This is a genomic window from Bradyrhizobium sp. KB893862 SZCCT0404 (genome assembly GCF_018130885.1).
In the GTDB taxonomy this organism is placed as follows: Bacteria; Pseudomonadota; Alphaproteobacteria; order Rhizobiales; family Xanthobacteraceae; genus Bradyrhizobium; species Bradyrhizobium stylosanthis.
On record NZ_JAFCLT010000009.1, the window covers coordinates 269,125 to 290,713 of the forward strand.

Annotated in this window: 22 protein-coding genes; 6 read left to right on the forward strand and 16 right to left on the reverse strand. The window is 65.6% G+C overall.

All coding sequences use genetic code 11. From position 1 onward, the window contains the following. Position 1: 1 nt before the first annotated feature. The 6 genes from JQ617_RS31065 to JQ617_RS31090 all read right to left on the reverse strand — a co-directional run bounded on the left by JQ617_RS31065 (position 2) and on the right by JQ617_RS31090 (position 4,168). Positions 2 to 871 (reverse strand): metal ABC transporter permease, encoded by an 870-nt coding sequence (locus JQ617_RS31065; RefSeq protein ID WP_212029636.1) that lies wholly within the window; start codon positions 869 to 871, stop codon positions 2 to 4. A gap of 6 nt (positions 872 to 877) precedes the next feature. Further along, a complete protein-coding gene (locus JQ617_RS31070) occupies positions 878 to 1,630 on the reverse strand; it encodes a metal ABC transporter ATP-binding protein (RefSeq protein WP_212029637.1) in 753 nt (250 codons plus the stop codon). Between the two features lie 2 nt (positions 1,631 to 1,632). Further along, on the reverse strand, positions 1,633 to 1,869 hold the full coding sequence (locus tag JQ617_RS31075; protein ID WP_212029638.1) for a hypothetical protein: 237 nt from the start codon (positions 1,867 to 1,869) through the stop codon (positions 1,633 to 1,635). A gap of 145 nt (positions 1,870 to 2,014) precedes the next feature. Next, complete coding sequence (locus JQ617_RS31080) at positions 2,015 to 2,515, reverse strand: hypothetical protein (RefSeq protein ID WP_212029639.1); 501 nt, start codon at positions 2,513 to 2,515, stop codon at positions 2,015 to 2,017. Next, entirely contained in the window at positions 2,512 to 3,123 is a 612-nt protein-coding gene (locus JQ617_RS31085) for a permease (RefSeq protein ID WP_082884970.1), read from the reverse strand. The genes JQ617_RS31080 and JQ617_RS31085 overlap by 4 nt, the downstream gene beginning before the upstream one ends. A gap of 448 nt (positions 3,124 to 3,571) precedes the next feature. Beyond that, positions 3,572 to 4,168 (reverse strand): superoxide dismutase, encoded by a 597-nt coding sequence (locus tag JQ617_RS31090; protein ID WP_014491764.1) that lies wholly within the window; start codon positions 4,166 to 4,168, stop codon positions 3,572 to 3,574. A 243-nt stretch (positions 4,169 to 4,411) separates the two neighbouring features. Between JQ617_RS31090 and JQ617_RS31095 the strand changes: the two genes are divergently transcribed. The 3 genes from JQ617_RS31095 to JQ617_RS31105 all read left to right on the forward strand — a co-directional run bounded on the left by JQ617_RS31095 (position 4,412) and on the right by JQ617_RS31105 (position 6,938). Further along, positions 4,412 to 4,939 carry a GNAT family N-acetyltransferase gene (locus JQ617_RS31095; RefSeq protein WP_063686925.1) on the forward strand — a complete coding sequence of 176 codons (528 nt, stop codon included), beginning with the start codon at positions 4,412 to 4,414 and terminating at the stop codon, positions 4,937 to 4,939. Positions 4,940 to 5,022: 83 nt separating this feature from the next. Further along, on the forward strand, positions 5,023 to 6,408 hold the full coding sequence (locus JQ617_RS31100) for an MATE family efflux transporter (protein ID WP_212029759.1): 1,386 nt from the start codon (positions 5,023 to 5,025) through the stop codon (positions 6,406 to 6,408). Between the two features lie 95 nt (positions 6,409 to 6,503). Continuing rightward, positions 6,504 to 6,938: a DUF2147 domain-containing protein gene (locus JQ617_RS31105; RefSeq protein WP_063686921.1), complete on the forward strand. Its 435-nt coding sequence runs from the start codon at positions 6,504 to 6,506 to the stop codon at positions 6,936 to 6,938. Positions 6,939 to 7,091: 153 nt separating this feature from the next. On the opposite strand, the gene JQ617_RS31110 is transcribed toward JQ617_RS31105, so the two are convergent. After that, positions 7,092 to 8,237, reverse strand: a complete 1,146-nt coding sequence (locus JQ617_RS31110) for a DUF3095 domain-containing protein (RefSeq protein ID WP_212029640.1) — start codon at positions 8,235 to 8,237, stop codon at positions 7,092 to 7,094. Between the two features lie 213 nt (positions 8,238 to 8,450). On the opposite strand from JQ617_RS31110, the gene JQ617_RS31115 reads away from it, so the two are divergent. Continuing rightward, positions 8,451 to 8,831, forward strand: coding sequence for a hypothetical protein (locus JQ617_RS31115; RefSeq protein ID WP_502754902.1), 381 nt, complete (start codon positions 8,451 to 8,453; stop codon positions 8,829 to 8,831). Here JQ617_RS31115 and JQ617_RS31120 read toward each other — a convergent pair. The 5 genes from JQ617_RS31120 to JQ617_RS31140 form a co-directional block, all read right to left on the reverse strand. Beyond that, positions 8,828 to 9,037, reverse strand: coding sequence for a hypothetical protein (locus JQ617_RS31120; RefSeq protein WP_145656486.1), 210 nt, complete (start codon positions 9,035 to 9,037; stop codon positions 8,828 to 8,830). The two genes, JQ617_RS31115 and JQ617_RS31120, sit on opposite strands and share 4 nt — an antisense overlap. Positions 9,038 to 9,162: 125 nt before the next feature. Further along, positions 9,163 to 9,885 (reverse strand): SDR family NAD(P)-dependent oxidoreductase, encoded by a 723-nt coding sequence (locus tag JQ617_RS31125; protein ID WP_063686915.1) that lies wholly within the window; start codon positions 9,883 to 9,885, stop codon positions 9,163 to 9,165. Beyond that, positions 9,878 to 11,260 carry a class I adenylate-forming enzyme family protein gene (locus JQ617_RS31130; protein ID WP_212029641.1) on the reverse strand — a complete coding sequence of 461 codons (1,383 nt, stop codon included), beginning with the start codon at positions 11,258 to 11,260 and terminating at the stop codon, positions 9,878 to 9,880. Before JQ617_RS31130 ends, JQ617_RS31125 begins: the two co-directional genes overlap by 8 nt. Then, positions 11,247 to 11,492 carry an acyl carrier protein gene (locus tag JQ617_RS31135; RefSeq protein ID WP_015688794.1) on the reverse strand — a complete coding sequence of 82 codons (246 nt, stop codon included), beginning with the start codon at positions 11,490 to 11,492 and terminating at the stop codon, positions 11,247 to 11,249. The genes JQ617_RS31130 and JQ617_RS31135 overlap by 14 nt, the downstream gene beginning before the upstream one ends. A gap of 150 nt (positions 11,493 to 11,642) precedes the next feature. Further along, entirely contained in the window at positions 11,643 to 13,457 is a 1,815-nt protein-coding gene (locus tag JQ617_RS31140) for a long-chain-acyl-CoA synthetase (RefSeq protein WP_212029642.1), read from the reverse strand. A 337-nt stretch (positions 13,458 to 13,794) separates the two neighbouring features. Here JQ617_RS31140 and JQ617_RS31145 point away from each other — a divergent pair, with 337 nt between their 5' ends. After that, positions 13,795 to 14,775: a Bug family tripartite tricarboxylate transporter substrate binding protein gene (locus tag JQ617_RS31145; protein ID WP_212029643.1), complete on the forward strand. Its 981-nt coding sequence runs from the start codon at positions 13,795 to 13,797 to the stop codon at positions 14,773 to 14,775. Positions 14,776 to 14,793: 18 nt separating this feature from the next. Here the strand turns inward: JQ617_RS31145 and JQ617_RS31150 are convergent, their stop codons facing one another. The 3 genes from JQ617_RS31150 to JQ617_RS31160 all read right to left on the reverse strand — a co-directional run bounded on the left by JQ617_RS31150 (position 14,794) and on the right by JQ617_RS31160 (position 16,026). Then, on the reverse strand, positions 14,794 to 15,285 hold the full coding sequence (locus tag JQ617_RS31150; RefSeq protein WP_212029644.1) for a hypothetical protein: 492 nt from the start codon (positions 15,283 to 15,285) through the stop codon (positions 14,794 to 14,796). 156 nt (positions 15,286 to 15,441) lie between these two features. Then, positions 15,442 to 15,714, reverse strand: a complete 273-nt coding sequence (locus JQ617_RS31155) for a DUF3551 domain-containing protein (RefSeq protein WP_212029645.1) — start codon at positions 15,712 to 15,714, stop codon at positions 15,442 to 15,444. 30 nt (positions 15,715 to 15,744) lie between these two features. Next, a complete protein-coding gene (locus JQ617_RS31160; protein WP_145656494.1) occupies positions 15,745 to 16,026 on the reverse strand; it encodes a DUF3551 domain-containing protein in 282 nt (93 codons plus the stop codon). A gap of 426 nt (positions 16,027 to 16,452) precedes the next feature. On the opposite strand from JQ617_RS31160, the gene JQ617_RS31165 reads away from it, so the two are divergent. Beyond that, positions 16,453 to 19,587 carry a multidrug efflux RND transporter permease subunit gene (locus JQ617_RS31165; protein ID WP_212029646.1) on the forward strand — a complete coding sequence of 1,045 codons (3,135 nt, stop codon included), beginning with the start codon at positions 16,453 to 16,455 and terminating at the stop codon, positions 19,585 to 19,587. 43 nt (positions 19,588 to 19,630) lie between these two features. Here the strand turns inward: JQ617_RS31165 and htpG are convergent, their stop codons facing one another. Continuing rightward, on the reverse strand, positions 19,631 to 21,505 hold the full coding sequence (gene htpG / locus JQ617_RS31170; RefSeq protein WP_212029647.1) for a molecular chaperone HtpG: 1,875 nt from the start codon (positions 21,503 to 21,505) through the stop codon (positions 19,631 to 19,633). Between the last annotated feature and the right edge of the window lie 84 nt (positions 21,506 to 21,589).

Sequence of the window (21,589 nt, forward strand, 5' to 3'; positions counted from 1 at the left end):
GTCACGCTTCCAGATGCCGGCCGGGAAACAATTGCCGGACGATGCCGCCGACGCGGCCGAACAGCACCGAGACGATGTAGAGCACGGTCGCGACCAGGATGATCGCCGGCCCTGAGGGAATGCGGGTCTGGAACGACAGCACGAGGCCGGCATAGCCGGAGATCGCGGCCGCGACGACGGCGATGCAGATCATCGCGGTGAGATCGCGCGACCAGAACCGCGCGATGCCCGCGGGCAGGATCATGAGGCCGACCGCCAGCAGCGTGCCCAGCGCCTGAAAGCCGTTGACGAGGTTGATGACGACCAGCGCCAGGAAGGCGAGATGCGCAGGGCCGCCGGCCCGGCTCACGGTGCGCAGGAACAGGGGATCGACGCTCTCGATCACCAGCGGGCGGTAGATCACCGCGAGCACCAGCAGCGTCACGGTGGCGTTGAAGGCAACCACCAGCAGGGTCTGGTCGTCCATCGCGAGGATGTTGCCGAACAGCACGTGCAGGAGGTCGATATTGGTGCCCTTGATCGAGACGATGGTCACGCCGAGCGCCAGCGAGGCCAGATAGAAGGTCGCGAGCGACGCATCCTCCTTCAGCCCGGTCGAGCGCGCGACCACGCCGGCGAGGATCGCCACTGCAAAACCGGCGATCAGCCCGCCGGCCGTCATCGCGAACAAATTGAGGCCGGAGAGCAGGAAGCCGACGGCGGCGCCGGGCAGGATCGCATGTGCCATGGCGTCGCCGACGAGGCTCATCCGCCGCAGCATCAGGAACACGCCGATCGGCGCGCCGGCCAGCGCCAGCGCGATCACGGCGGCAAGCGCGCGCCGCATGAACTCGAATTCGGTGAACGGGCCGATCAGCGCGTCATAGACCATCTGTGATCACGCCGCCTGCGAGCGCCCATCTTCGCCACAGGCCGCGGCGGTGTCGTCGAAAGCCTCGCACATCCGCATCGCGACCATCAAATTCTCGGGCGTCAGCACCTCCGCCGTCGGTCCCCAGGCAACGGGGCCGCGCGCCAGCACCAGCGTCTCGGTGAAATGGGTACGCACCATCTCCATGTCGTGCAGCGCGGCGAGCACGGTACGGCCCTCGCCGTGCCAGTGCTTCACCAGCGCGAGCAGATCGGTGGTGGTCTTGCTGTCGATGGCGTTGAAGGGCTCATCGAGCACGATCAGGCGGGCATCCTGGAGCAGCACGCGCGCGAACAGCACACGCTGCATCTGGCCGCCCGAGAGCGTGCCGATCGGGCGGTTCTCGAAGCCGTTGAGGCCGACGGATGCGATGGCGCGGAGGATCTTCGCGCGCGCGGCCTTGCCGATGCCGCCGAACAGGCCGGCCTCGCGCCACAGCCCGGTGCCGACGAAATCGAACACCGAGATCGGGAAGCTGCGGTCGATCTCCGCGCTCTGCGGCAGATAGGCGATGTCGCGGGCATCCAGCCCGCCGAGATGGATGCTGCCGTCGAGCGGCCGGAGGATGCCGACGATGCCGCGCAGCAGGGTCGACTTGCCGGCGCCGTTGGGGCCGATCACGGCAACCAGCGCGCCGCGCGCAATCTCGCCGCTGAGATGATGCACGGCCGGATGCCGGTCATAGCCGAGCGTGACGTTGTGGAAATGCAGCGCCGCCATCCTCACCTCATCGCCAGGAAGACCACGCCCCAGAGCACGGCGCAGACGGCGAGCGCGGCCGCGAGGCGGCCCGCCATGGTCATGCGCAGGATCGACCAGGGCGCCGCCTGGGCCGGATGCGGCGAGGCCGCGCCGTGAACATGGGCATGGGTGTGGTCGTGCCCATGCGAATGACCGTGGTCATGAGAATGGCCATGGGCATGGTCGTGATGATGGGCGTGGGACGCGGCGGGAACCATTTGGTAATGTTATATTATAACATTACCGCTGTCCACGACCCAGCTGTCATTCCGGGCCGGCGAAGCCGAACCCGGAATCTCGAGATTCCGGGTTTGATGCCTCGCATCGCCCCGGAATGACGTGCCAGGACGTCCACGCCGGGGGTCACGGCTTGCCGATCACCATGGCGATGGCGGCCGCCACGAACGGGAACGGCACCGAGACGGCGCAGCGGAACCAGACGAAACGGGCCGGCATGAACGGGATTTCCCACAAAATCACCCGCTGGAAGGCAAACAGGGCCCAGGCGACGACGTAGGCGACCACCTGAGGCACGCCCCCGCCGGATTTGAGCGCCACGGTGCCGATGGAGAAGCCGATCACCGGGCCTCCGGGCGTGGCCGCGCCGGCGAACACGGCGGTGGCCACCCCGAGCCAGCCGCTGTCCGGGCCGAGCCAGCCGGTGATCACCTCCTGCGGGATGATCGCGGCGATGTAGCCGGAGCCGATCACGCCCAGCGCGATCCGCGGCACGATGTTGATGAAGTCCATCGAACCTTCGCGCAGCGAGGCCTTGAACACCGGAGGTCCGCGGCGAAAGGCGATCAGGCCGACGCCGAAGACGGAGCCCCACAGCAGGATGTCGATCAGAAGCGCTGCGCTCAACTCTCGTCGTCCTTCGCGAGCGGCTTCGGATAGAGCCGGACATAGACGAAGCGGCCGAGCGCGCCCGCGAGCACCGGCAGCGGCAGCGAGATCAGGATCCGCCACAGCGTGAAATCGGTGCCCATGATCGGGATTTCCCAGGCCACCGCCCGGCCGTAGCCGATCAGGGTCCAGCTCACGACCATGGCGATGGTGGCGCCGAAATCGGCGCCCACCGCGAGCAGCGCGCTCGCCACGGGATAGGCGGTGAAGGGCCCGCCCGGCAGGATCGCGCCAAAGGCAGCACCGATCAGAAGCCCCTTCAGGCCGGATTTCGGCCCGAGCGAGCGCGAGACCTTTTCGTGCGGCAGGATCTCGGAGATGAAGGCACCGAGCAGGCAGCCCGCCAGCACGCGCGGCAGGATGCCCGAGAACAGCGAGAGGTCGTGGGTCAGGATGTCGAGGACGCCATCAGTGCCGTCGCGCCGCCAGACCAGCGCCGCGCTCACCGCCACCAGGGCCGCGATGATGATCGTCGACCAGCCGATCGGCTTGCGCACGCGCCCCGGCCGCGGCTCGGACTCCGCATCCTCGGCAGGCGCAGGACTTTTCAGGGGAGGTTCTGACAACGGGCTTGGTCGGCTCGAGGGTGATGCCCGTCCTGATTAAGGGTGGCGTTCCCCCGATGCAAACGGAACGATGGCAGACCAGTGCGCGCGTCGCGCAGGACTCGCACGAGTGGCATTGAACAACGGCGTTGCCACGGCCGCGGTCAACCTCTCCCGCTTGCGGGGGAGGTCGGCGCGAAGCGCCGGGTGGGGGCTCTCTCCACACTGAGATTCCCACTGTGGAGACACCCCCACCCCAACCCTCCCCCGCAAGCGGGAGAGGGAGCGCACCGACTTTTGCGGACGCAATTCCGCACAGCAAAAAGGCGGCCGCGTAGCGACCGCCTTTTTCTATTTCTGTCATTCCGGGGCGCACGAAGTGCGAACTTGGGTGCGCAATTGCGCACCCGAGAATCTCGAGATCCCGGGTTCGATGCTTCGCATCGCCCCGGGATGACGGAGTAAAGCCTCAGGCCTTGTCGAACAGGGACTCGACGTATTCCCAGTTCACGAGGTTCTCGACGAACGCCTTGAGATAGTCGGGGCGACGGTTGCGGTAGTCGATGTAGTAGGAGTGCTCCCAGACGTCGCAGCCGAGGATCGGGGTGGCGCCGTGCACCAGCGGATTCTCGCCGTTCGGGGTCTTGGAGATCTCGAGCTTGCCGTTCTTGACCTGGAGCCAGCACCAGCCGGAGCCGAACTGGCCGACGCCGGCCGCCTGGAAGTCGGTCTTGAACTTCTCGAAGCCGCCGAGGTCCTCGTTGATCTTCTTCTCGAGCTTGCCCGGCAGCTTGGTGCCGCCGCCATTGGGCTTCATCCAGCTCCAGAAGTGGATGTGGTTGTAGTGCTGGCCGGCGTTGTTGAACACCGCCGGGTTCTTGCCGAACGAGCCCTTGACGATCTCTTCAAGGGACTTGCCTTCCCATTCGGTCCCCTTGAGCGCGTTATTGCCGTTGGTGACGTAGGCCTGATGATGCTTGTCGTGGTGGAATTCCAGCGTCTCCTTCGACATGAACTGGCCGAGGGCGTCATAGGCGTAAGGGAGTGGGGGCAGCGTAAAGGTCATGGGATGTTGTCCGCGACTGATGGGGAACGAGTTCTAACGGTCACCCCTTATAGAAGGTTCCTCCGGCATTAAATACCTCAGAATTTGCGAAAAGGCGTGATGGGGGTTGCGTTGTCCGAATGCACAAATCGGTCGCACCGGGCCGCGGTCGATCAAACCCAGGGTTCGCCATAAAATATCATTGCCTTTGAAGCGCTTATGGCAGAACGAACGCACTCCGGCGCGGAGATAGAAGAGAGCACGATGAGCATCGAGATCGACATTTTGAACGGCGATGCCTCGTGGCGGATCGCGGAGCCGCTGCATCAGGCGGTCTGGGGCCCGCAATTGGTCGCGGACAAGCCCTGGGCTCACGTCAAATGGGCCAATGCCGATCTGCGCGTGCTGATCGAGACGCCCGAGGACGGCCTCGTCTGCCATGTCGGCATCTACTTCCGCACCGTCACCTGGAACGGACAGAAGGTGCATATCGGCGGCATCGGCGGCGTTTGCACGCGGGCGGACCAGCGCGGGCGCGGCTATGCAACCATGGCGATCGACGCGGCGGTGCACACCATCCGCGCCAACGAGGCGACCCGCTTCGCGCTGCTGTTCTGCGAGCCGCACAATTTCACGTTCTATGAGACCCGCAGCTGGCTGCCCTTCAAGGGCGAGGTCTATTGCGAGCAGCCGGAGGGGCGCATCCGCTTCACCCACATGGCGCCCTACGTCTTCAACATCGTCCGCGCGCCGACGCTGGGCACCATCGACCTATGCGGCCTGCCGTGGTGAGCCCTGCGTGAGACTGGGGCTGGCGCGGGCGGCGCCGGCCCTATAAAATGTCGATCATCATTCAATATTCCGCACCGTGGCACATGACGATCGACGCCCCGCTAGACGCCGTGCCGCCCCGCGCTCCGGTCGTCTCCCCCATCGCCAGCCTGCTGACCGCGCCGATCCTGCCGACGCTGCTGCGGCTCGCGATCCCCAATATGATCGCGATGGTCGGCAGCACGCTGGTCGCGATCGCCGAGACCTCCTATATCGGCCGGCTCGGCACCATTCCGCTCGCCGCGATCGCGCTGGTGTTTCCGTTCGCGATGCTGACGCAGATGATGAGCGCGGGTGCGATGGGCGGCGGTGTCTCGTCGGCGATCAGCCGCGCGCTCGGTGGGGGCGATCGCGACCGTGCCGCGACGCTGGCATTGCATGCCGCCATCATCGGCCTCTGCGGCGGACTGTTCTTCACGGTAACGATGCTAGCGTTCGGCCGCTCGTTCTTCACGCTGCTCGGCGGCCGCGAGCGCGTGCTGGAAGAAGCCTGCGGCTACTCGCAAGTGCTGTTCTCAGGCGCGGTCGCGATCTGGCTCGTCAACACGCTGGCATCGGTGATCCGCGGCACCGGCGACATGCGCCTGCCGTCGATGACGCTGATCGGGGCGAGCGTGCTCCAGATCGCGCTCGGCGGCACGCTGGGGCTCGGCCTGTTCGGCGTACCGCAATTCGGCATGCCCGGCGTCGCGAGCGGCCAGTTGATCGCATTCAGCTGCGCCGCGATCTTCTTCCTCTGGTATCTGCTCTCAGGCCGCAGCCGGCTGCAACTCGACTTCCGCGCCTTCCATTTCGAGCGCGCGATGTTCCTGGATATCCTGAAAGTCGGCGCGGTCGCCTGCCTGTCGCCGCTCCAGACCGTGCTCACCATCCTGATCTTCACGAAGATCCTGGCGACCTTCGGCACCGAGATGCTGGCCGGCTACGGCATCGGCTCGCGGCTGGAATTCCTGCTGATCCCGATCACCTTCGCCTTCGGCATCGCCTCGGTGCCGATGGTCGGCATGGCAATGGGCGCCGGACATGTCGCGCGCGCACGGCGCGTGGCGTGGACGGCTGCGGCGGCCTCCGGCCTCACCGTCGGCACGATCGGCCTCGTCGTCGCGCTCGATCCTGCGCTGTGGGTGTCGCTGTTCACGCGCGATCCCGGCGTCACGGCGGCGGCACACAGCTATTTCCACTGGGCAGGTCCGGCCTTCGTGTTCTTCGGCATGGGCGTGTCGCTGTATTTCTCCTCGCAAGGCGCTGCGCGCGTCGGCGGCCCCGTGCTGGCCTCCACCGCGCGGCTGCTGATCGTCGCGATCGGCGGGATCGCCCTCATGACGGCGCAGGCGCCGGCCTGGACGTTGTTCGCGCTGGTCGGCGGCGCCATGGTCGTGTTCGGGCTCCTGACCGCGGCTTCGGTCGCGTTCGTGCGCTGGGGCAAATGAGCGCAGGCAAATCACGCGCAGGAATGTGATTCAATCCGGCGTTGCACTATCCTGCCGGGCTGCTATGGAGGCGCCTGCATTTTCGGGGCCTCTCCATGTTCAGCAGATTCGCCATCCTCTCCGTCATCCTGACTGCGCTGCTCGGCGCGAGCGCCGCGCATGCGCAGAGCGCCGACGGGACCTGGCTCACCCAGGCCGGCGATGCGCGCGTGAAGATCAGCAAGTGCGGCGGCGGCATCTGCGGCCACATCGTCTGGCTGCGCGAGCCCATGGACACGGCGACCGGCCAGCCCGCCTCCGACAGCAAGAATCCCAATCCCGCGCTCGCAAAGCGCCCGATGATCGGCCTGCCGCTGTTCAGCGGCATGCAGCCCACAGGTCCGAACAAATGGTCGGGCCAGATCTACAATGCCGATGACGGCAGCACCTATGCCAGCAGCGTCACGGTCACCGGTGCGGATTCGCTGCGGGTCGAAGGCTGTGTCGGCGCGCTCTGCGGCGGCGAGAGCTGGACGCGCACGGGGCGCTGAGTTCTGATCTCTCGTGTCCCGGACGCGATGCAGCGCAAAGCGCTGCTTCGCAGAGCCGGGACCCAGAAAAGCAGCACGCTACGACGCCGAGATGTGGGTCCCGGCTCTGCGCAGCAACGCTACGCGTTGCAGCGCGTCCGGGACACGGGATCACTACGCCATCATCGCCTTCAGCGCCGTCGCCGCCGAGGCATAGCCGCCCCGCGCGCCGTCGATGAAATGCACGTGGTCGCTGCGTAGCGCCGACGGCGTGAAGCAGGTCATCATCGCGGCATCCTGGCGGTGGAGGCCATAGCGCACGATGCCGTCGCGCGCGGCGGCGGCGAGACGATCGCTCAACGCGCGCTCGAGCTGCGGAGTGCAGTCGAGGATCATGCGCAGGCCGTCGTCATATTTCCTGAAATCGGAGTTCTCGACCACCTGACGCTTGTAGACGTTCGGCACGAAACCGCCGACGTTGAGGTCAAAGCGCATGATCAGGTAGACGAACAAGGTGTAGGCCAGCACGCTGGCCCTGCGCGCCAGCAGCGGACCGCCGCGCCTGGTGCGGGCCTCGAACTCCAGTCCCTGCGGCGGCCATTTCAAGGGCGGCCCCTGCGGCGGCACCGGACGGCCACCGTCCGGGCTGCGCTCGACGAGATGGATGATGTCCTCGATCACCTGGCGGAAGGCATGCGGATCGGCGCCGCGCGCCGGCATCACCAGCACCGACAGGATCAGGCCGCGCGCGGACGGCATCACCTCGAAGCGGCAGGACAGGCCTGACAGATCAGGCTGGGTGCCGGCCGGCGCTTCCGCGACCGCGAACTCGCCGCGCTTCATGGCAGCGTCGGCCCAGGCGAGGCCGCCGCCGGAGAACATCGCATAGGACAGGTTCGCCGACGGACCGAAACGCGCGACGCGCACGTCGAGGCCCTGCGCGCGGATGGCGCTGACCGGCACCAGCGCGATGCGCATCTTCAGTTCGAGATCCTCCCGCACCCAGGTGGCGGTCGCGGCGAGCGCTTCGCGCGCGGCATCGAGATCCGAAGGCGCGACCGCAAAACTCGCACCGTCGCCGCCGAACACGAAGGGAAATTCGCGTCCTTCCAGGGCGTTCGTCACCGCCGCGATCACGGCCGCACCGGCCATGTTGACCGCCTTGTAGCGCTGCGCCGCGATGGCCTTGGTGGAATCGACGATATCAGCGACACCGATGCTCCAGTCGTCCGGCAGCGGCGCATAGAGCGCGGGGTCCATCAGGCTGGTGAAGCCGCGGAAGACCGGAATGCCGCCGTAGAAGGATTCGCCTGATGTCATCGGGTGATGCCGGGTGGTTGGGACGCGTATCCGAACGAGATACGTGGCAGGATCGATCCGGGTTCGATTCCCGATCATTGGCCGAAATGAAGCCGAACAACAAGATCGCTCCGCGCCGCAATGCCGCACTTCGTCATTGATCGGCATCAAGCCGCCGGCCGCGGATGAGGTCTACGCTCGATCCATCTGAAACGGTGGCACGGGACGATCGGGGTGTCTGATCTCGGCAGCAAGGACTCCAGCTCACGGGCACGCCGGCGCGCGGGGCACGAGGCGATCAGTGCGGTCAAAATGCCGGAGATGCTCACCGCCACTGTCGATGCCTGGGCCGAGGCTCATCACCTGTCGCGCTCGGAGGCCATCTGCAAGCTGGTCGAGCTCGGCCTGAAGATCGCGCCCGCCGCGTCGGCGCCGGCGCAAACGATCGCATCGGACGCCACCCGGATCGAGGAGATCGCGGTGCACGAGATCGAGGGGCTGCTCGATCCGGCCTTGCCTGAGGACGAGCGCGAGCGCCGCATCCGCCGCCTCACCGAAGGGCCGCCGGAATTCTCACACGAGCGGATTGATCTGCCGAAGCAGCATCGGAGCTAGTGCAGCTTCTCGTCCTGGCGCTTGCGCAGCGTGGAGACAGGAACGTCGTGGCACCCGACCAGACGCACGAATTGCTGCGGATACATCTCGTGACCGTGAGCCCCCGAATTCTGATGCGACATCGGCGGACAGCGGACATCGTCCGGCTTGCCACGCGACGGCTCGGTGCGGCCCTGACTTGAAGCGGTCATGTTTGAAGCGGCCATCGACTGCTCCCCTTCGATTAGGGCAGATCGATTGACGTAACCCAATCGATTGCGGGGCATCTTACGACCAAATCCGGCTGGCTGTCATTGCGCCGGATCAACGCAATTGTGGCAGAGCGGTTCCGCTACGCCGTATTCCCGGCATCGATCGTGAACACGGTGCCGGTGACGTTGCGGCCGCCTTCGCCCAGGAGGTATTCGACCATGCGTGCGACGTCATCCGTTTCCGGCAGACGGCGCAGAGCGCTGCGGCTCGCGATGCGCTTGCGCCCTTCGTCTGAGAGATTGTGCGTGAGCTCGGTGTCGATGAAGCCGGGCGCGATTGCGTTCACGGTGATGCCGAGCTTGCCGACCTCGCGCGCGAGCGAGCGGGTGAAACCGGTCGCGGCGGCCTTGGTCGCGCCGTAGACGGACAGGCCGTTATAGCCCGTCGTCGCGATGATCGAGGAGATGTTGATGATGCGCCCGGCGCCGTCAGCCATCATCTGCCGCGCGACATATTTGGTGAGGATGATCGGCGACAGCACGTTGAGCTGCACCAGCGCCTCGATCTCGGAATTGTGCATGGTGGCGAGCAGGCCCTCGGTGCCGAGGCCGGCATTGTTGACGAGGCCGTAGATAGGACCGAACTCGTCCCGCACCAGTTTCGCGAACGCGGGGATGGCGTCGATCACGGCGAGATCGCAGGCGCGGAAATGCAGGCGCCCCTCGGACGCCGCGATGGCGGCCTTGAGCTCGTCGCTCTCGCGCCGCGCCGCCGCGATCACATTGTAGCCGGCGCCGACGAGGCGCTGGCCGATAGCAAGACCGATACCGCGGCTGCCGCCGGTGACGAGGACATTATGCATCGGTGCGCGCCAGTTTGCCGGCCGGGGTGACGTCGAGCGCCTCGACGAAACGGATCACCGCCGGCACCTTGTGGGAGGCCAGCTGGGCGCGGCACTGCTCCAGGATCCGGTCACGGATCTCCTTCACGCGCGCCTGGTCGGTGCCATCGGCAAGAATCACGTCGGCGACGACGATGCCGCCGGTGATCGGGCTCTTGCGCGATTTCGCCCGTGACATCCGCACGTCCGGATGGCGATTGATCACCGCCTCGATCTCCTCGGGATGAACCTTCAGCCCGCCGATATTGATGATACCGCCGCGGCGGCCGACGAAATAATAGCGGTCGCCGCGCAGCTCGACAATGTCTCCGCTGTCGACGAACCCGTCGTCGTCGGTGAGCGCGGCCGCGTTGCGGCCGATATAGGCATGGGCCGTGCGCGTCGAACGGATCCGCAGCGAGCCGTCCACGACCTTCATCTCGACGCCGTTGCGGTTGCCGAGATAGTTCGCCGGAAAGCCTTCCAGCCCGTCATTGACGGCGAAGCCGACGCCGGCCTCGGTCGAGGCATAGGCATGGCCGACGGAGGAATTCGGGAATGCGGCCTTGAGGCCGTCGAGCACCGCCTGGTCGGCGATCTCGCCGGAGAGACGGACATAGCCGGGAGCGAATTGCGCGGCCGAACCGCTCATCAGCAGCTTGCGCCAGTGCGAGGGCGTGCCGGAAATGTGCGTGACGCCGCGCGCATTCAGCCGCGTGACGTGATCGGCCAGCGCTTCATGCGGATCGGACAGCACCATCGAGCCGCCGGAGAGGACGGCGCGGAGGAATATCTGGAGGCCGCCATAGCGGCGGATGTCGTAGAACGTCGCCCAGACCGGCGCGGGCCCCTTCGCGGGACCTTCGGCGACGATCGCGCCGGTCAGCGCTTCCAGCGTGTGGCCGGCGATCTTAGGCACGCCTGATGTGCCCGAGGTGAGCATCAGCCATTCGGTGGCGCGCTCGGTCCGGGCAGGCGCGGTGGCTTGAAGCGGCAGTTGCGCGGTCACGACCAGCGGCACGCCGGTCGCCGACCAGCGGTCGGGCTCGTCGGTGACGACGGCATCAATCCCGGCATCCGCAATCAGCGCCTCGATATGCGCCGGGTTGAGATCGGGCGGACAGAGCAGCATGCGACGGGCGATGCCGTCGAGCTCGATCATGGCAAGGCCCGACCGCAACTGATCGGACAGCTTCAGCAGCACGGCGCGGCCGGACAGTTCGTGCAGGCGAGCGCCAAGGACCGTGTGCGACAGGATATCGGTCAGCGACACGACGTCGTGCGCATCCGAGATCGTTCGGCCTTTCAGCTCCGCGCCAAGATGGTCGCGGAGTGCAAAGATCTCACGCGGGGACATTTTCGTAGGCCCGCACGAAATCGCCCACAGTGGCGGGGAACGCGGCGTCCTCGGAAATGGTGAAGGGGTCGACGCCGGTCTCGTCTTCCAGACGCGCCACCAGGATCGCGAAGGCGAGCGAGTCAAAACCCGTCTCGTGCAGGGACAGATCGTCCGAGAGCGCGGGAAGCGTAACGTGCTGTTCCTTGGCGATCTGCTGGATCGCTTCAATGACCTTGGACCGTACCGACATGGCTGGCTCGCCTCGTTCTTGGTTAATCGATCGTGTTTCTTGCGGCGGCTTGTGATGACCGCTCCCCTGCCCGTGTGTTTACCGGACAGAAGTAAATGGCCTCTTGGACAATTCAGATAAAATTGGACCTATCTCTGCATTTTCGCGCGGCTAGAGCCGGATCGAGCCGTCGAGGATGTTTGCATATGCCTCGGCATCGAGGGCGACGTAGGCACCCGACTTCGGATCGAGCATGAACAGCGGATCGGAGATCGCGCGGGGATCAAAGCTCTCGCGCGCCAGCTCACCCTTCTTTTGCTTGAAGGTCTCGGTGGCATCGAGCTCGCTGGAGATGCGGATGAAGACGGGACGGGCATAGGCCGGCAAGCGTTGCGCCAGATGCGCCGGCAGCGCTTCGATGTCGAAACCCTCGTTGACCACGATGGCGCTCATGCCGGCACGGCCGTCGGCGCCGGAGATGCTGACCCCGTAAGTGGTGGCGTCGATGACGCCGGTGAAATCGCGCACGGCGTCGTTGACCTCTGACGTCGCCACGTTCTCGCCCTTCCAGCGGAAGGTGTCGCCGATGCGATCGACGAAATGAAAGAAGCCCTTGTCGTCGAGCCGCATCAGGTCTCCGGTGCGGAACCAGGCATCGCCCCTGGCGAAGACGTCGCGCAGAACCTTCTTCTCGGTCTCGCCGGCATCGGTATAGCCCTCGAAGCGGCCTCCGCCCTGGTCCGCGGTGCCGATGCGGCCGATGGCTTCGCCGGCCTCGCCGCGCGCAGCGGCGATGCAGAAGCCTTGTTCGTCGCGCAGCGGCGCGCCGCTGTCGGGATCGAGCTTGACGAGGCTCGCCGGAAAGCGGTGCGCGAGCAGCGGCGGGATGCGGCCGATCGCGCCGGGCTGGCCCTCGACATTGAACAGCGAGAAATTGCCTTCGGTCGCGGCGTAGAATTCGAGGATGCGGGGAATGACGAAGCGTCCCTTGAAGTCCTCCCAGATGTCGCCGCGCAGGCCGTTGCCGCAGACGAGGCGCAGGCGGTGCCGGTTCTCGTATTCCGACGGCGGTGCCTTGAGCAGATAGCGGCAGAGCTCGCCGATATACTGGAACAGCGTGCAGTCGTGCCGCACGATATCGGACCAGAAATTAGACGCCGAGAATTTTTCCGCGACCACCACCGAACCGCCGGCCGCCAGCATGCTGCAGGGTGCGACGATGCCGCCGACCGAGTGGAACAGCGGCAGGCAATCGTAGAGCCGGTCCTGCGGTCCGGCCCCGGTGAGACCGGCGAACCAGAAGCCCCAATTGAGGATACGGCGATGGCTGATGCTCGCCGCCTTCGGCAGGCCTGTCGTGCCGGAGGTGTAGATCAGCAGCGCGCGGTCGTCGATGGTGACGTCGCCATGCTCGCCGGCTGCGAGCGGGGTGTCGTCGAGCGCGGCCAGCGCGACATCGATGGCGCGCTCGCTGCGGGCATCGCCGTGGGTCCAGATCTTGATCTCGGTCTTCAGATGCGGCCTCGCGCTCTCCAGCGTCTCGACCAGATCATGCGCGACGATGACGTGCAGGGGCCTTGCGACATCGAGGCAGTGCGCGAGCGACGGTCCGACCAGCTTCGTGTTGATCAGCGCGACCACGCCGCCGACGCGGCTGATGCCGAGCCAGGCGGCGAGATAGTCGATGCCGTTCGGCATGATCAGCGCGACGGTATCGCCCTTGGCCACACCAAGCGAACGTGCCCAGCGCGCATAGCGGTTGATGCGCTTCGACAGGCTCTCATAGTCCAGGCTTGAATCATCCGTGACCAGCGCGATGCGGTCGGGCTGACGCCGCGCCCAATCGTCGACGACGTCGGCGAACAGCCGGCCCGGCAGTGTCTCGATCCGCGCGGTGAGCTCGATGGCCTTCAGCCAGATCTTTGACGCCGAAGGCGCGCGCGCGGCTTTCGGTTGCTCGATGACGCCGATGGTCATGCCGTTCATTCTTTCGGAACGTGTCTGCTGCTCTCGGCAGCTTAGTCCACGGCGCCTGCCCAGGTGTTAAGAGACAAGGTAAAAGCCGGTTAGTGCACGATTAACTCTAGCCATCCTTTACCAAGCCAAAGGGATCGGCGTGCGCGGCGACGCGGTTCTTGCGATAGCAGAGCGACGACAACAGCGCGCTACCCTCTCCCCTTGCGGGAGAGGGTGGCTCGCCGCACGGCGGCGAGACGGGTGAGGGGTCTCTATCCGCGAACTCGGGTGCGGACAGGGACCCCTCATCCGGCGCTTCGCGCCACCTTCTCCCGCAAGGGGAGAAGGAAGAAGGAGAGCCGGCATCATGATCACCAGACGACATTTCCTTCAGACCGCCGCCGGTGCCGCAGCCGTGCTCGCCGCGCCGCGCGCCTTTGCGATCGGCAATCCCTCCTATCCCTCGCGCAGCGTGAAATGGGTGGTGCCCTATGCTCCGGGCGGGGCGACCGACGTGCTGTCGCGGCTGCTGTGCCAGCGCCTGTCAGACCGGCTCGGCCAGACCTTCGTGGTCGAGAACAAGCCCGGCGCCGGCAGCAATATCGGGACGCAGGCGGTGATCACCTCGGCGCCCGACGGCTATACGCTGCTGCTGACCTCGACCGCGAACGCGATCAACGCCTCGTTCGATCCCGCCTTGCCGTATGATTTCGCCAAGACCATCGCGCCGGTCGCGGGTGTCGCGCGAATTCCGCTGGTTCTGGTCGTCAACAACGATCTGCCGGCGAAGAGCGTCGCCGACTTCATCGCCTACGCCAAGGCCAATCCCGGCAAGATGTCGATCGCCTCCTCCGGCATCGGCACCTCGCTGCATCTGTCCGGCGAGCTGTTCAAGTCGCTGGCCGGCGTGCAGTTCACCCACGTACCCTATCGCGGCTCGGCGCCGGGCCTGACCGACGTGATGAGCGGCCAGATCCAGGGCATGTTCGACAACGTCACCTCGTCCTTCGAGCTGGTGCGCGCGGGCAAGCTGCGCGCGCTCGGCGTCACCACGCGCGAGCGCTCGGAGATCCTGCCTGACGTGCCGCCGATCGCCAACACGCTTGCAGGCTACGAGACGTCATCCTTCTACGGCGTCGGGGCGCCCCACGACACGCCGCGTGAGATCCTCGACCTGCTCAATCGCGAGATCGACACCGCTCTCTCCGACGCCGAGATCAAGGCCCGCATCGCCGAGCTCGGCGCCATCCCGCTGCACGGCAACGCCGGCGCGTTCGGCGGCATGCTGACGGCGGAGACCGACCGCTGGCGCAAGGTGGTGGAGCTGTCGGGGATCAGGAAAGAGTAGCGAGCGGCCAACTGCCCGCTACTCGGTCGTGAACTCGAGGGTGAACCGGATCGGATTGATGGTCGTCGTCACGAACCTGACCGTCTTGCCGCTCAAGGCCGCGTACGGGCCTGACGCGAATTTGACGAGGCCCTTGCCCGATGACTCCACGCCGACAGGCTTTCCGTCTTTCATCACGGCCTGAGCGGAGCCCTCAATGAGCTGGGTCACGACGCGTCCACCCGGAATCCGGTGCACGCCGCCGCCAAACACGATGGCCGCCTTCGGCCCGTCCCATTCCACCGCATTGGAGGCGGAGTAAACCGCACCTTTGAGCAGGCCTTCGACACCGACGCAGACGTAGTCCTGAACCACGAGATTATGGTCGGGGCGGTCGCCGATCGGCTCCTGGCTGTAGAAGCCGGCAGTGCTGCATTCGTAACGCGCGATCACGTCCGCGCGAACCGGTCGGGACACGGCGATCACACCGAGGGCCGCGCCGACGAGCGCGACAACGATACGCGTCTTCATGGATATCTCCTCGCCTCATGCGCCCGATCGAAGGGGCCGGCATGATGCCGGACTCCTGATGTCGGGCTTCAAGTGGAGAGTGTCAGAGATCGCAGCTGCGCTCTTTGATCTGGCACAACCACGAAGGCGCGAGACGACGGTGGAATTGGCGAGGCTTTAGCGGCTGTCCGGTTTGCGATAGCGACGCGGCTGCGGCACGTTCACCGGATAATACGGGTTGAGATCGCAGGTCGCGGCGCGGCCGGTCGCAGTGGCGCGGCATTGCGGCAGCGAGGTGAAGGAGCAGTCGTACCACTCCCCGCCGCCGCCGCTCGCACCGGAATAGACGTGCATGCAGACGGGATAGCGGGGATCGAAGGTCTGCGCATGCGACGGCGCGGCCATCAGCAGCGCGCCGGCAACCATCATCAGACCGAATGAGCTACGCATGACGGATGCTCCTGCCCGCCGTCGCGCGGATCAGTATTGCGGCTTCTTGTAACGCTTGCGCGGGGGCGGCGGCGGTTCGTCGAAGGCGTAATAGGGATTGAGGTCGCAGCTCGCGGAGCGGCCCGACGCCGTGGCGCGGCACTGCGGCAGCGAGGTGAATGAGCAATCATAATAGTCGCCGCCACCGCCCCAGCCGCCGGGCGTGTAGACGTGCATGCACACCGGATAGCGCGGATCATAGGTCTGGGCGCGCGCGTCCGCCGCCACGAACAGCGTGGCAATCGCGGTGAGGGTCAAAATCGGCAGGCGCATCGGACATATCCTCGAATCGGTGGCAACGGCACGCGTTATGCCATTTCGATATGGCACAACAGCGCGAAAGAAGCGATTGTTCCTGTTCATACCTCTCCCGCTTGTGACGCGCGGCGAAAACGATAAGACACAGCGCCGCAACAATGCGAAGGCCCAGGAGCGCTTCGTTTCCGGCCTGCGCAAAATGCATAACTCGCAGCAGCACACCTCCGACAAAGGTTGCAAGCACCCGGCGCAGGAATCCGTTCGCAGGCCGCAGCGAACGGACTAGTCTTTCGAGCACAACGCCGGCCCCGGACCGACGACGTTCCGGGGCAATCAACAAACAAATGGGCTGAAGGAAACGCACATTCGCGCTCGGGCTCTCCGGGCGCGGCTCCGCCTTGCGCGGAGGGAAGATGCGCTGGCCCACCGTGGTCTCAGGGCATGCAAGAGAGCTTCTCGTCTCCGTTCATCCGCTATCCGATCGGCACCTCATTGCTGATGGCGGGCATTCTGTTCATAGGCCTCGTGGCCTACCCGCTGCTGCCGGTTGCTCCGCTGCCCCAGGTCGACTTTCCGACCATCCAGGTTTCCGCGTCGCTGCCGGGCGGCAGTCCCGAAACAATGGCCTCGTCCGTGGCGCAGCCGCTCGAGCGCCAGCTCGCGCAGATACCCGGCATCACGCAGATGACATCGACCAGCTCGCTCGGCTCGGCCTCGATCACCATCCAGTTCGATCTCAACCGCCTGATCGATGCCGCCGCCAATGATGTGCAGGCCGCCATCAATGCGGCGAGCGGGCAGCTGCCGAAGAACCTGCCCTCTCCGCCGACCTATCGCAAGGTGAACCCGGCGGACTCACCGATCATGATCCTGTCGGCGACCTCCGACACATTGCCGTTGACCACCGTCAGCGATCGCACCGATGCCCAGCTCGCCCAGCAGATCAGCCAGATTCCCGGCGTCGCGCAGGTGTTCGTCGGCGGCCAGCAGAAACCCTCGGTGCGAATCCAGGTCGATCCGGCCAAGCTCGTCGCCAAGGGGCTGTCGCTGGAGGACGTGCGTGGCCAGATCGCGATCGCCACCGCGGACAGCCCGAAGGGCAATATCGACGGTCCGCGCCGCTCCTACACCATCTATGCCAACGACCAGCTGCTTGAAGCCAAGAATTGGAATGACGTCATCGTCGCCTATCGCAACGGTGCGCCCTTGCGGGTCCGCGACATCGGCGAGGCCGTGGCCGGGCCGGAAGACATGAAGACCGCGGCCTGGGCGGACGGAAAGCGCGGCGTATTCCTGGTCATCTTCAAGCAGCCCGGCGCCAACGTCATCGAGACGGTCGACCGCATCAAGGCAAAGCTGCCGCGGCTGATCGCGGCGATCCCGCCGGCGATCAAGATCAAGATCATCAGTGACCGCACCATCACCATCCGCGCCGCGGTCGACGACGTGCAGATCACGCTCATGATCACCATTGCGCTGGTGGTGATGGTGATCTTCATCTTCCTGCGCAGCTTCTGGGCGACCATCATCCCGAGTATCACCGTGCCCCTGGCCCTGTTGGGAGCCTGCTCGCTGATGTGGGTGTTCGGCTATTCGCTGGACAATCTGTCCCTGATGGCGCTGACGATCGCGGTCGGCTTCGTGGTCGACGACGCCATCGTGATGCTGGAGAACATCACGCGCTATGTCGAGCGGGGCGAGAGTCCTATCGCCGCAGCGTACAAGGGCGCGGCCGAGATCGGCTTCACCATCGTCTCGATCAGCATTTCGCTGGTCGCGGTGCTGATCCCGCTGCTGCTGATGGGCGGCATCATCGGCCGGCTGTTCCGCGAGTTCGCCGTGACGCTCTCGATGGCGATCTTCGTCTCGCTCGTGGTGTCGCTGACGCTCACTCCGATGATGGCCTCACGCTTCCTGCGCGCCGATCACGAGGCGCGGCACGGCCGCTTCTATCAATGGAGCGAGCGGATGTTCGAGCGCCTGCTCGGCGCCTACGAGCGCGGCCTGGACCTCGCGCTGAAGCACAGCTTCGTCACGCTCCTGGTTTTCTTCGGCACCGTCGCCCTCTCGGCGGTGCTGTTCATCCTGATCCCCAAGGGCTTCTTCCCGCAGCAGGACAACGGCTTCCTCACGGCGGTGTCCGAGATGCCCCAGGACATCTCCTTCACCGAGATGAAGCGCCGGCAGGAGGAACTCAACGCCATCGTGCAGGCCGATCCCGCCGTCGATTCCATCGCCATGTTCATCGGCGGCGGCGGGACGGCACTGAATTCGGGACGCATGTATGTCACGCTGAAGCCGATCGGGGAGCGCGACGCCAGCGCGCAAGCCATCATCGCGCGGCTGCGGCCGAAACTCGCCGAGGTCGAGGGCGCCCGGCTCTATATGCAGGCCTCGCAAGACGTGCGGCTCGGCGGGCGCGCCACCCGCACCCAGTTCGAGTTCACGTTGCAGGACGCCAATCTCGCCGAGCTGAACGAATGGGCGCCGAAGATCCTGGCCGGCATGAGGGAACTGCCGCAGCTCCGCGACGTCGCCACGGACCAGCAGACCGAAGGCACGACGTTGCAGCTCAGGATCAACCGCGATACCGCCGCGCGCTATGGCATCCAGCCGCAATTGATCGACGACACGCTGTACGACGCCTTCGGCCAGCGCCAGGTCGCGCAATATTTCACCCAGACCAACAGCTATCACGTGGTGCTCGAGATCACGCCGGCGCTGCAGGGCCGGCTCGAAACGCTGGAGAAGCTCTACATCAAGTCGCCGCTGACCGGAGACCAGGTGCCGCTGTCGGTGATCTGCAACTGGACCAATGAGCCGGTCCGACCGCTCGCAATCGCGCATCAGGGCCAGTTTCCCGCGGTGACGATCAGCTTCAATCTCGCCGAGGGCGTAGCGCTGGGCCAAGCCACCGAAGCCGTATTGCGCTCCGTCGGCGCGATGGGCGCACCGCCGACACTGTCGACGAGCTTTCAGGGCACCGCGCAGGCTTTCCAGCAATCACTCGGCACCGTGCCGATGCTGATACTCGCCGCGCTGGTCGTGGTCTACCTCGTGCTGGGCGTGCTCTACGAGAGCTACATCCACCCGCTGACCATCCTGTCCACGCTGCCATCGGCCGGCGTCGGCGCGATCGCGATCCTGATGATCTTCGGCTTCGATTTCAGCCTGATCGCGCTGATCGGCGTCATCCTGTTGATCGGCATCGTCAAGAAGAACGGCATCATGATGGTGGACTTCGCCATCGCCGCCGAGCGCGAGCAGCACCTGACGCCGGAGCAGTCGATCCGACAGGCCGCGCTGCTGCGCTTCCGCCCCATCATGATGACGACGATGGCGGCCTTGCTTGGCGGCGTTCCCCTGATGCTAGGCACTGGCACAGGCGCCGAAATCCGCCAGCCGCTCGGCTACGCCATGGTCGGCGGACTTCTGGTGAGCCAGGCACTGACGCTGTTCACGACTCCCGTGGTCTACCTCTACCTGGATCGCTTCTCCAACCTGCTGTCACGCTGGATGGAGAAGAAGCCGGAGATGGAAGAAGCGGTCGACAAGCAGAAGGATGCGGCGGAATAATCGTCGCGACGGGCCTCGCAATGACGCCAGGGCAAGACGTGCGTCAGCCCAGTCCCTGCAGCACCAGACGGTTCAGCCTCGCCGCGAATGCCGCCGGATCTTCCGGCAGCTCGCCGTCGAGGATTTGCGCCTGCTCGAGCAGGAGCAGGCTGAGATCGTCGACGGCGTTGGAGCCGGCCTGGGCCCTGGTGATCGCCGCCACCATCGGATGGCGCAGATTGATCTCGAGCACCGGCTTGGTGCGCATGCCGCGGTTCTGCTGCGACAGGATGCGCTCGAGCTCGCGGCTCGGGCCCTGGCTGTCGGCAACGAGGCAGGAGGCCGAGCTGGTGAGGCGCGTCGAAGCCTTGACGTCGCTGACGCGCTCGCCGAGCGCCGCCTTGATCACGGCGATGGTGGCGGCCTCGTCGGCGACGGGCTCGTCCTTCTTCGCCTCGTCCTTGTCGTCGACGCGCGGGATCAGGTCGAGATTGAGATCGCCCTGGCTCAGCGACTTCAGCGGCTTGCCCTCGAAATCCGTCGGCATCGATGTCCAGAAGGCGTCGACCGGATCGGACAGCAGCAGCACCTCGATGCCGCGCGCGGTTGCGGCTTCCAACCGCGGGTTGGACTTCAGCCGCTCGATGCTGTCGCCGACGAGATAATAGATCTCGGTCTGGTTCGGCTTGAAATCGGCGACGACCTGCTTCAGCGAACGCTTCTCGCCCGTCGTGGTGGTGAAGCGCGACAGCGTCAGCAGCTTTTCGCGGCGCTCGAAATCCTCGTAGATACCTTCCTTCAGCACCGCGCCGAAGGCGTCCCAGATCTTTGCAAAATTCTCGGCATCCTTGTCGGCGAGGCTTTCGAGCTCGGAGACGACGCGGGTCGCCACGGCCTTGCGGATCTGGGCAAGCTGCGGATTGTTCTGCAGCATCTCGCGCGAGATGTTGAGCGGAAGATCCTCGCTGTCGACCACGCCGCGGATGAAGCGCAGATAGCCCGGCAGGAGGTCGGCGTCGTCGGTGATGAAGACGCGGCGGACATAGAGCTTGACGCGGCCCTTGCGGTTCGGCTCGAACAGGTCGAACGGCTTGGCCGACGGCGCGAACAGCAGCACGGCGTAGGAGTAGCGCCCCTCGGCGCGGTAGTGCAGCGTCATCGCGGGATCGTCGAAGGCCGAGGCGATCTGCTGATAGGCCTTCTTGTAGTCCTCCGCCGTCAGCTCGGACTTCGAGCGCTGCCACAGCGCGCTCGCCGAATTGATCTGGCGCGGCTCGCCCTCTTCCGGCACGAGCTCGATGGGAAACAGGATGTTGTCGGAGTAAGCGCCGACGATGCGCTCGATCTCGTAGGTTTCGAGATATTTCTTCGCATCGTCCTTGAGGTGCAGCACGATCTCGGTACCGCGAGCGATGCGCGCGGCTTCCTCGTCGCTGGCGCGGGCGATCTCGAAGCCGGAGCCGCCGGAGGACGTCCAGGTCCAGACGTCGCTCTCGCCGGCACGGCGGCTGACGACGACGATCCTGTCGGCGACCATGAAGGCCGAATAGAAGCCGACGCCGAACTGGCCGATCAGGCCGAGACCGTCCTTGGCCTCCTTCAGCTTCGACACGAACGCCTTGGTGCCGGAGCGGGCGATGGTACCGAGATGGTCGATCAGCTCCTGCCGCTCCATGCCGATGCCGTTGTCGGCGATGGTGAGCGTTCCGGCCGTCTTGTTCGGGATGATGCGGATCTTGAGGGCGTCGCCCTCGCCCAGCAGCGCCGGATTGGCGATCGCCTCGTAGCGCAGCTTGTCGCAGGCATCCGAGGCGTTGGAGACGAGCTCGCGCAGGAAGATGTCGGTCTCCGAATAGACGGAATGCACCATGAGGTGCAGAAGCTCGGAAACCTCGGCCTGGAAGGGCTGTGTATGCACAGCCGTATCTGACGTCGTCATGCGTTTACCCGGTCAATCAAAGAGGGAAAGCCCGGATATAACGCGATGAGAGATCGGATCAAGAGGACGTGAGCCCCTGCCAGC

Coding starts and splice junctions, on each gene's coding strand:
- JQ617_RS31065 (WP_212029636.1), bottom strand. CDS start 871: ATGGTCTATGACGCGCTGATCGGCCCGTTCACCGAATTCGAGTTCATG.
- JQ617_RS31070 (WP_212029637.1), bottom strand. CDS start 1,630: ATGGCGGCGCTGCATTTCCACAACGTCACGCTCGGCTATGACCGGCAT.
- JQ617_RS31075 (WP_212029638.1), bottom strand. CDS start 1,869: ATGGTTCCCGCCGCGTCCCACGCCCATCATCACGACCATGCCCATGGC.
- JQ617_RS31090 (WP_014491764.1), bottom strand. CDS start 4,168: ATGACCTTTACGCTGCCCCCACTCCCTTACGCCTATGACGCCCTCGGC.
- JQ617_RS31095 (WP_063686925.1), top strand. CDS start 4,412: ATGAGCATCGAGATCGACATTTTGAACGGCGATGCCTCGTGGCGGATC.
- JQ617_RS31100 (WP_212029759.1), top strand. CDS start 5,023: ATGACGATCGACGCCCCGCTAGACGCCGTGCCGCCCCGCGCTCCGGTC.
- JQ617_RS31105 (WP_063686921.1), top strand. CDS start 6,504: ATGTTCAGCAGATTCGCCATCCTCTCCGTCATCCTGACTGCGCTGCTC.
- JQ617_RS31110 (WP_212029640.1), bottom strand. CDS start 8,237: ATGACATCAGGCGAATCCTTCTACGGCGGCATTCCGGTCTTCCGCGGC.
- JQ617_RS31120 (WP_145656486.1), bottom strand. CDS start 9,037: ATGGCCGCTTCAAACATGACCGCTTCAAGTCAGGGCCGCACCGAGCCG.
- JQ617_RS31125 (WP_063686915.1), bottom strand. CDS start 9,885: ATGCATAATGTCCTCGTCACCGGCGGCAGCCGCGGTATCGGTCTTGCT.
- JQ617_RS31130 (WP_212029641.1), bottom strand. CDS start 11,260: ATGTCCCCGCGTGAGATCTTTGCACTCCGCGACCATCTTGGCGCGGAG.
- JQ617_RS31135 (WP_015688794.1), bottom strand. CDS start 11,492: ATGTCGGTACGGTCCAAGGTCATTGAAGCGATCCAGCAGATCGCCAAG.
- JQ617_RS31140 (WP_212029642.1), bottom strand. CDS start 13,457: ATGAACGGCATGACCATCGGCGTCATCGAGCAACCGAAAGCCGCGCGC.
- JQ617_RS31145 (WP_212029643.1), top strand. CDS start 13,795: ATGATCACCAGACGACATTTCCTTCAGACCGCCGCCGGTGCCGCAGCC.
- JQ617_RS31150 (WP_212029644.1), bottom strand. CDS start 15,285: ATGAAGACGCGTATCGTTGTCGCGCTCGTCGGCGCGGCCCTCGGTGTG.
- JQ617_RS31155 (WP_212029645.1), bottom strand. CDS start 15,714: ATGCGTAGCTCATTCGGTCTGATGATGGTTGCCGGCGCGCTGCTGATG.
- JQ617_RS31160 (WP_145656494.1), bottom strand. CDS start 16,026: ATGCGCCTGCCGATTTTGACCCTCACCGCGATTGCCACGCTGTTCGTG.
- JQ617_RS31165 (WP_212029646.1), top strand. CDS start 16,453: ATGCAAGAGAGCTTCTCGTCTCCGTTCATCCGCTATCCGATCGGCACC.
- htpG (WP_212029647.1), bottom strand. CDS start 21,505: ATGACGACGTCAGATACGGCTGTGCATACACAGCCCTTCCAGGCCGAG.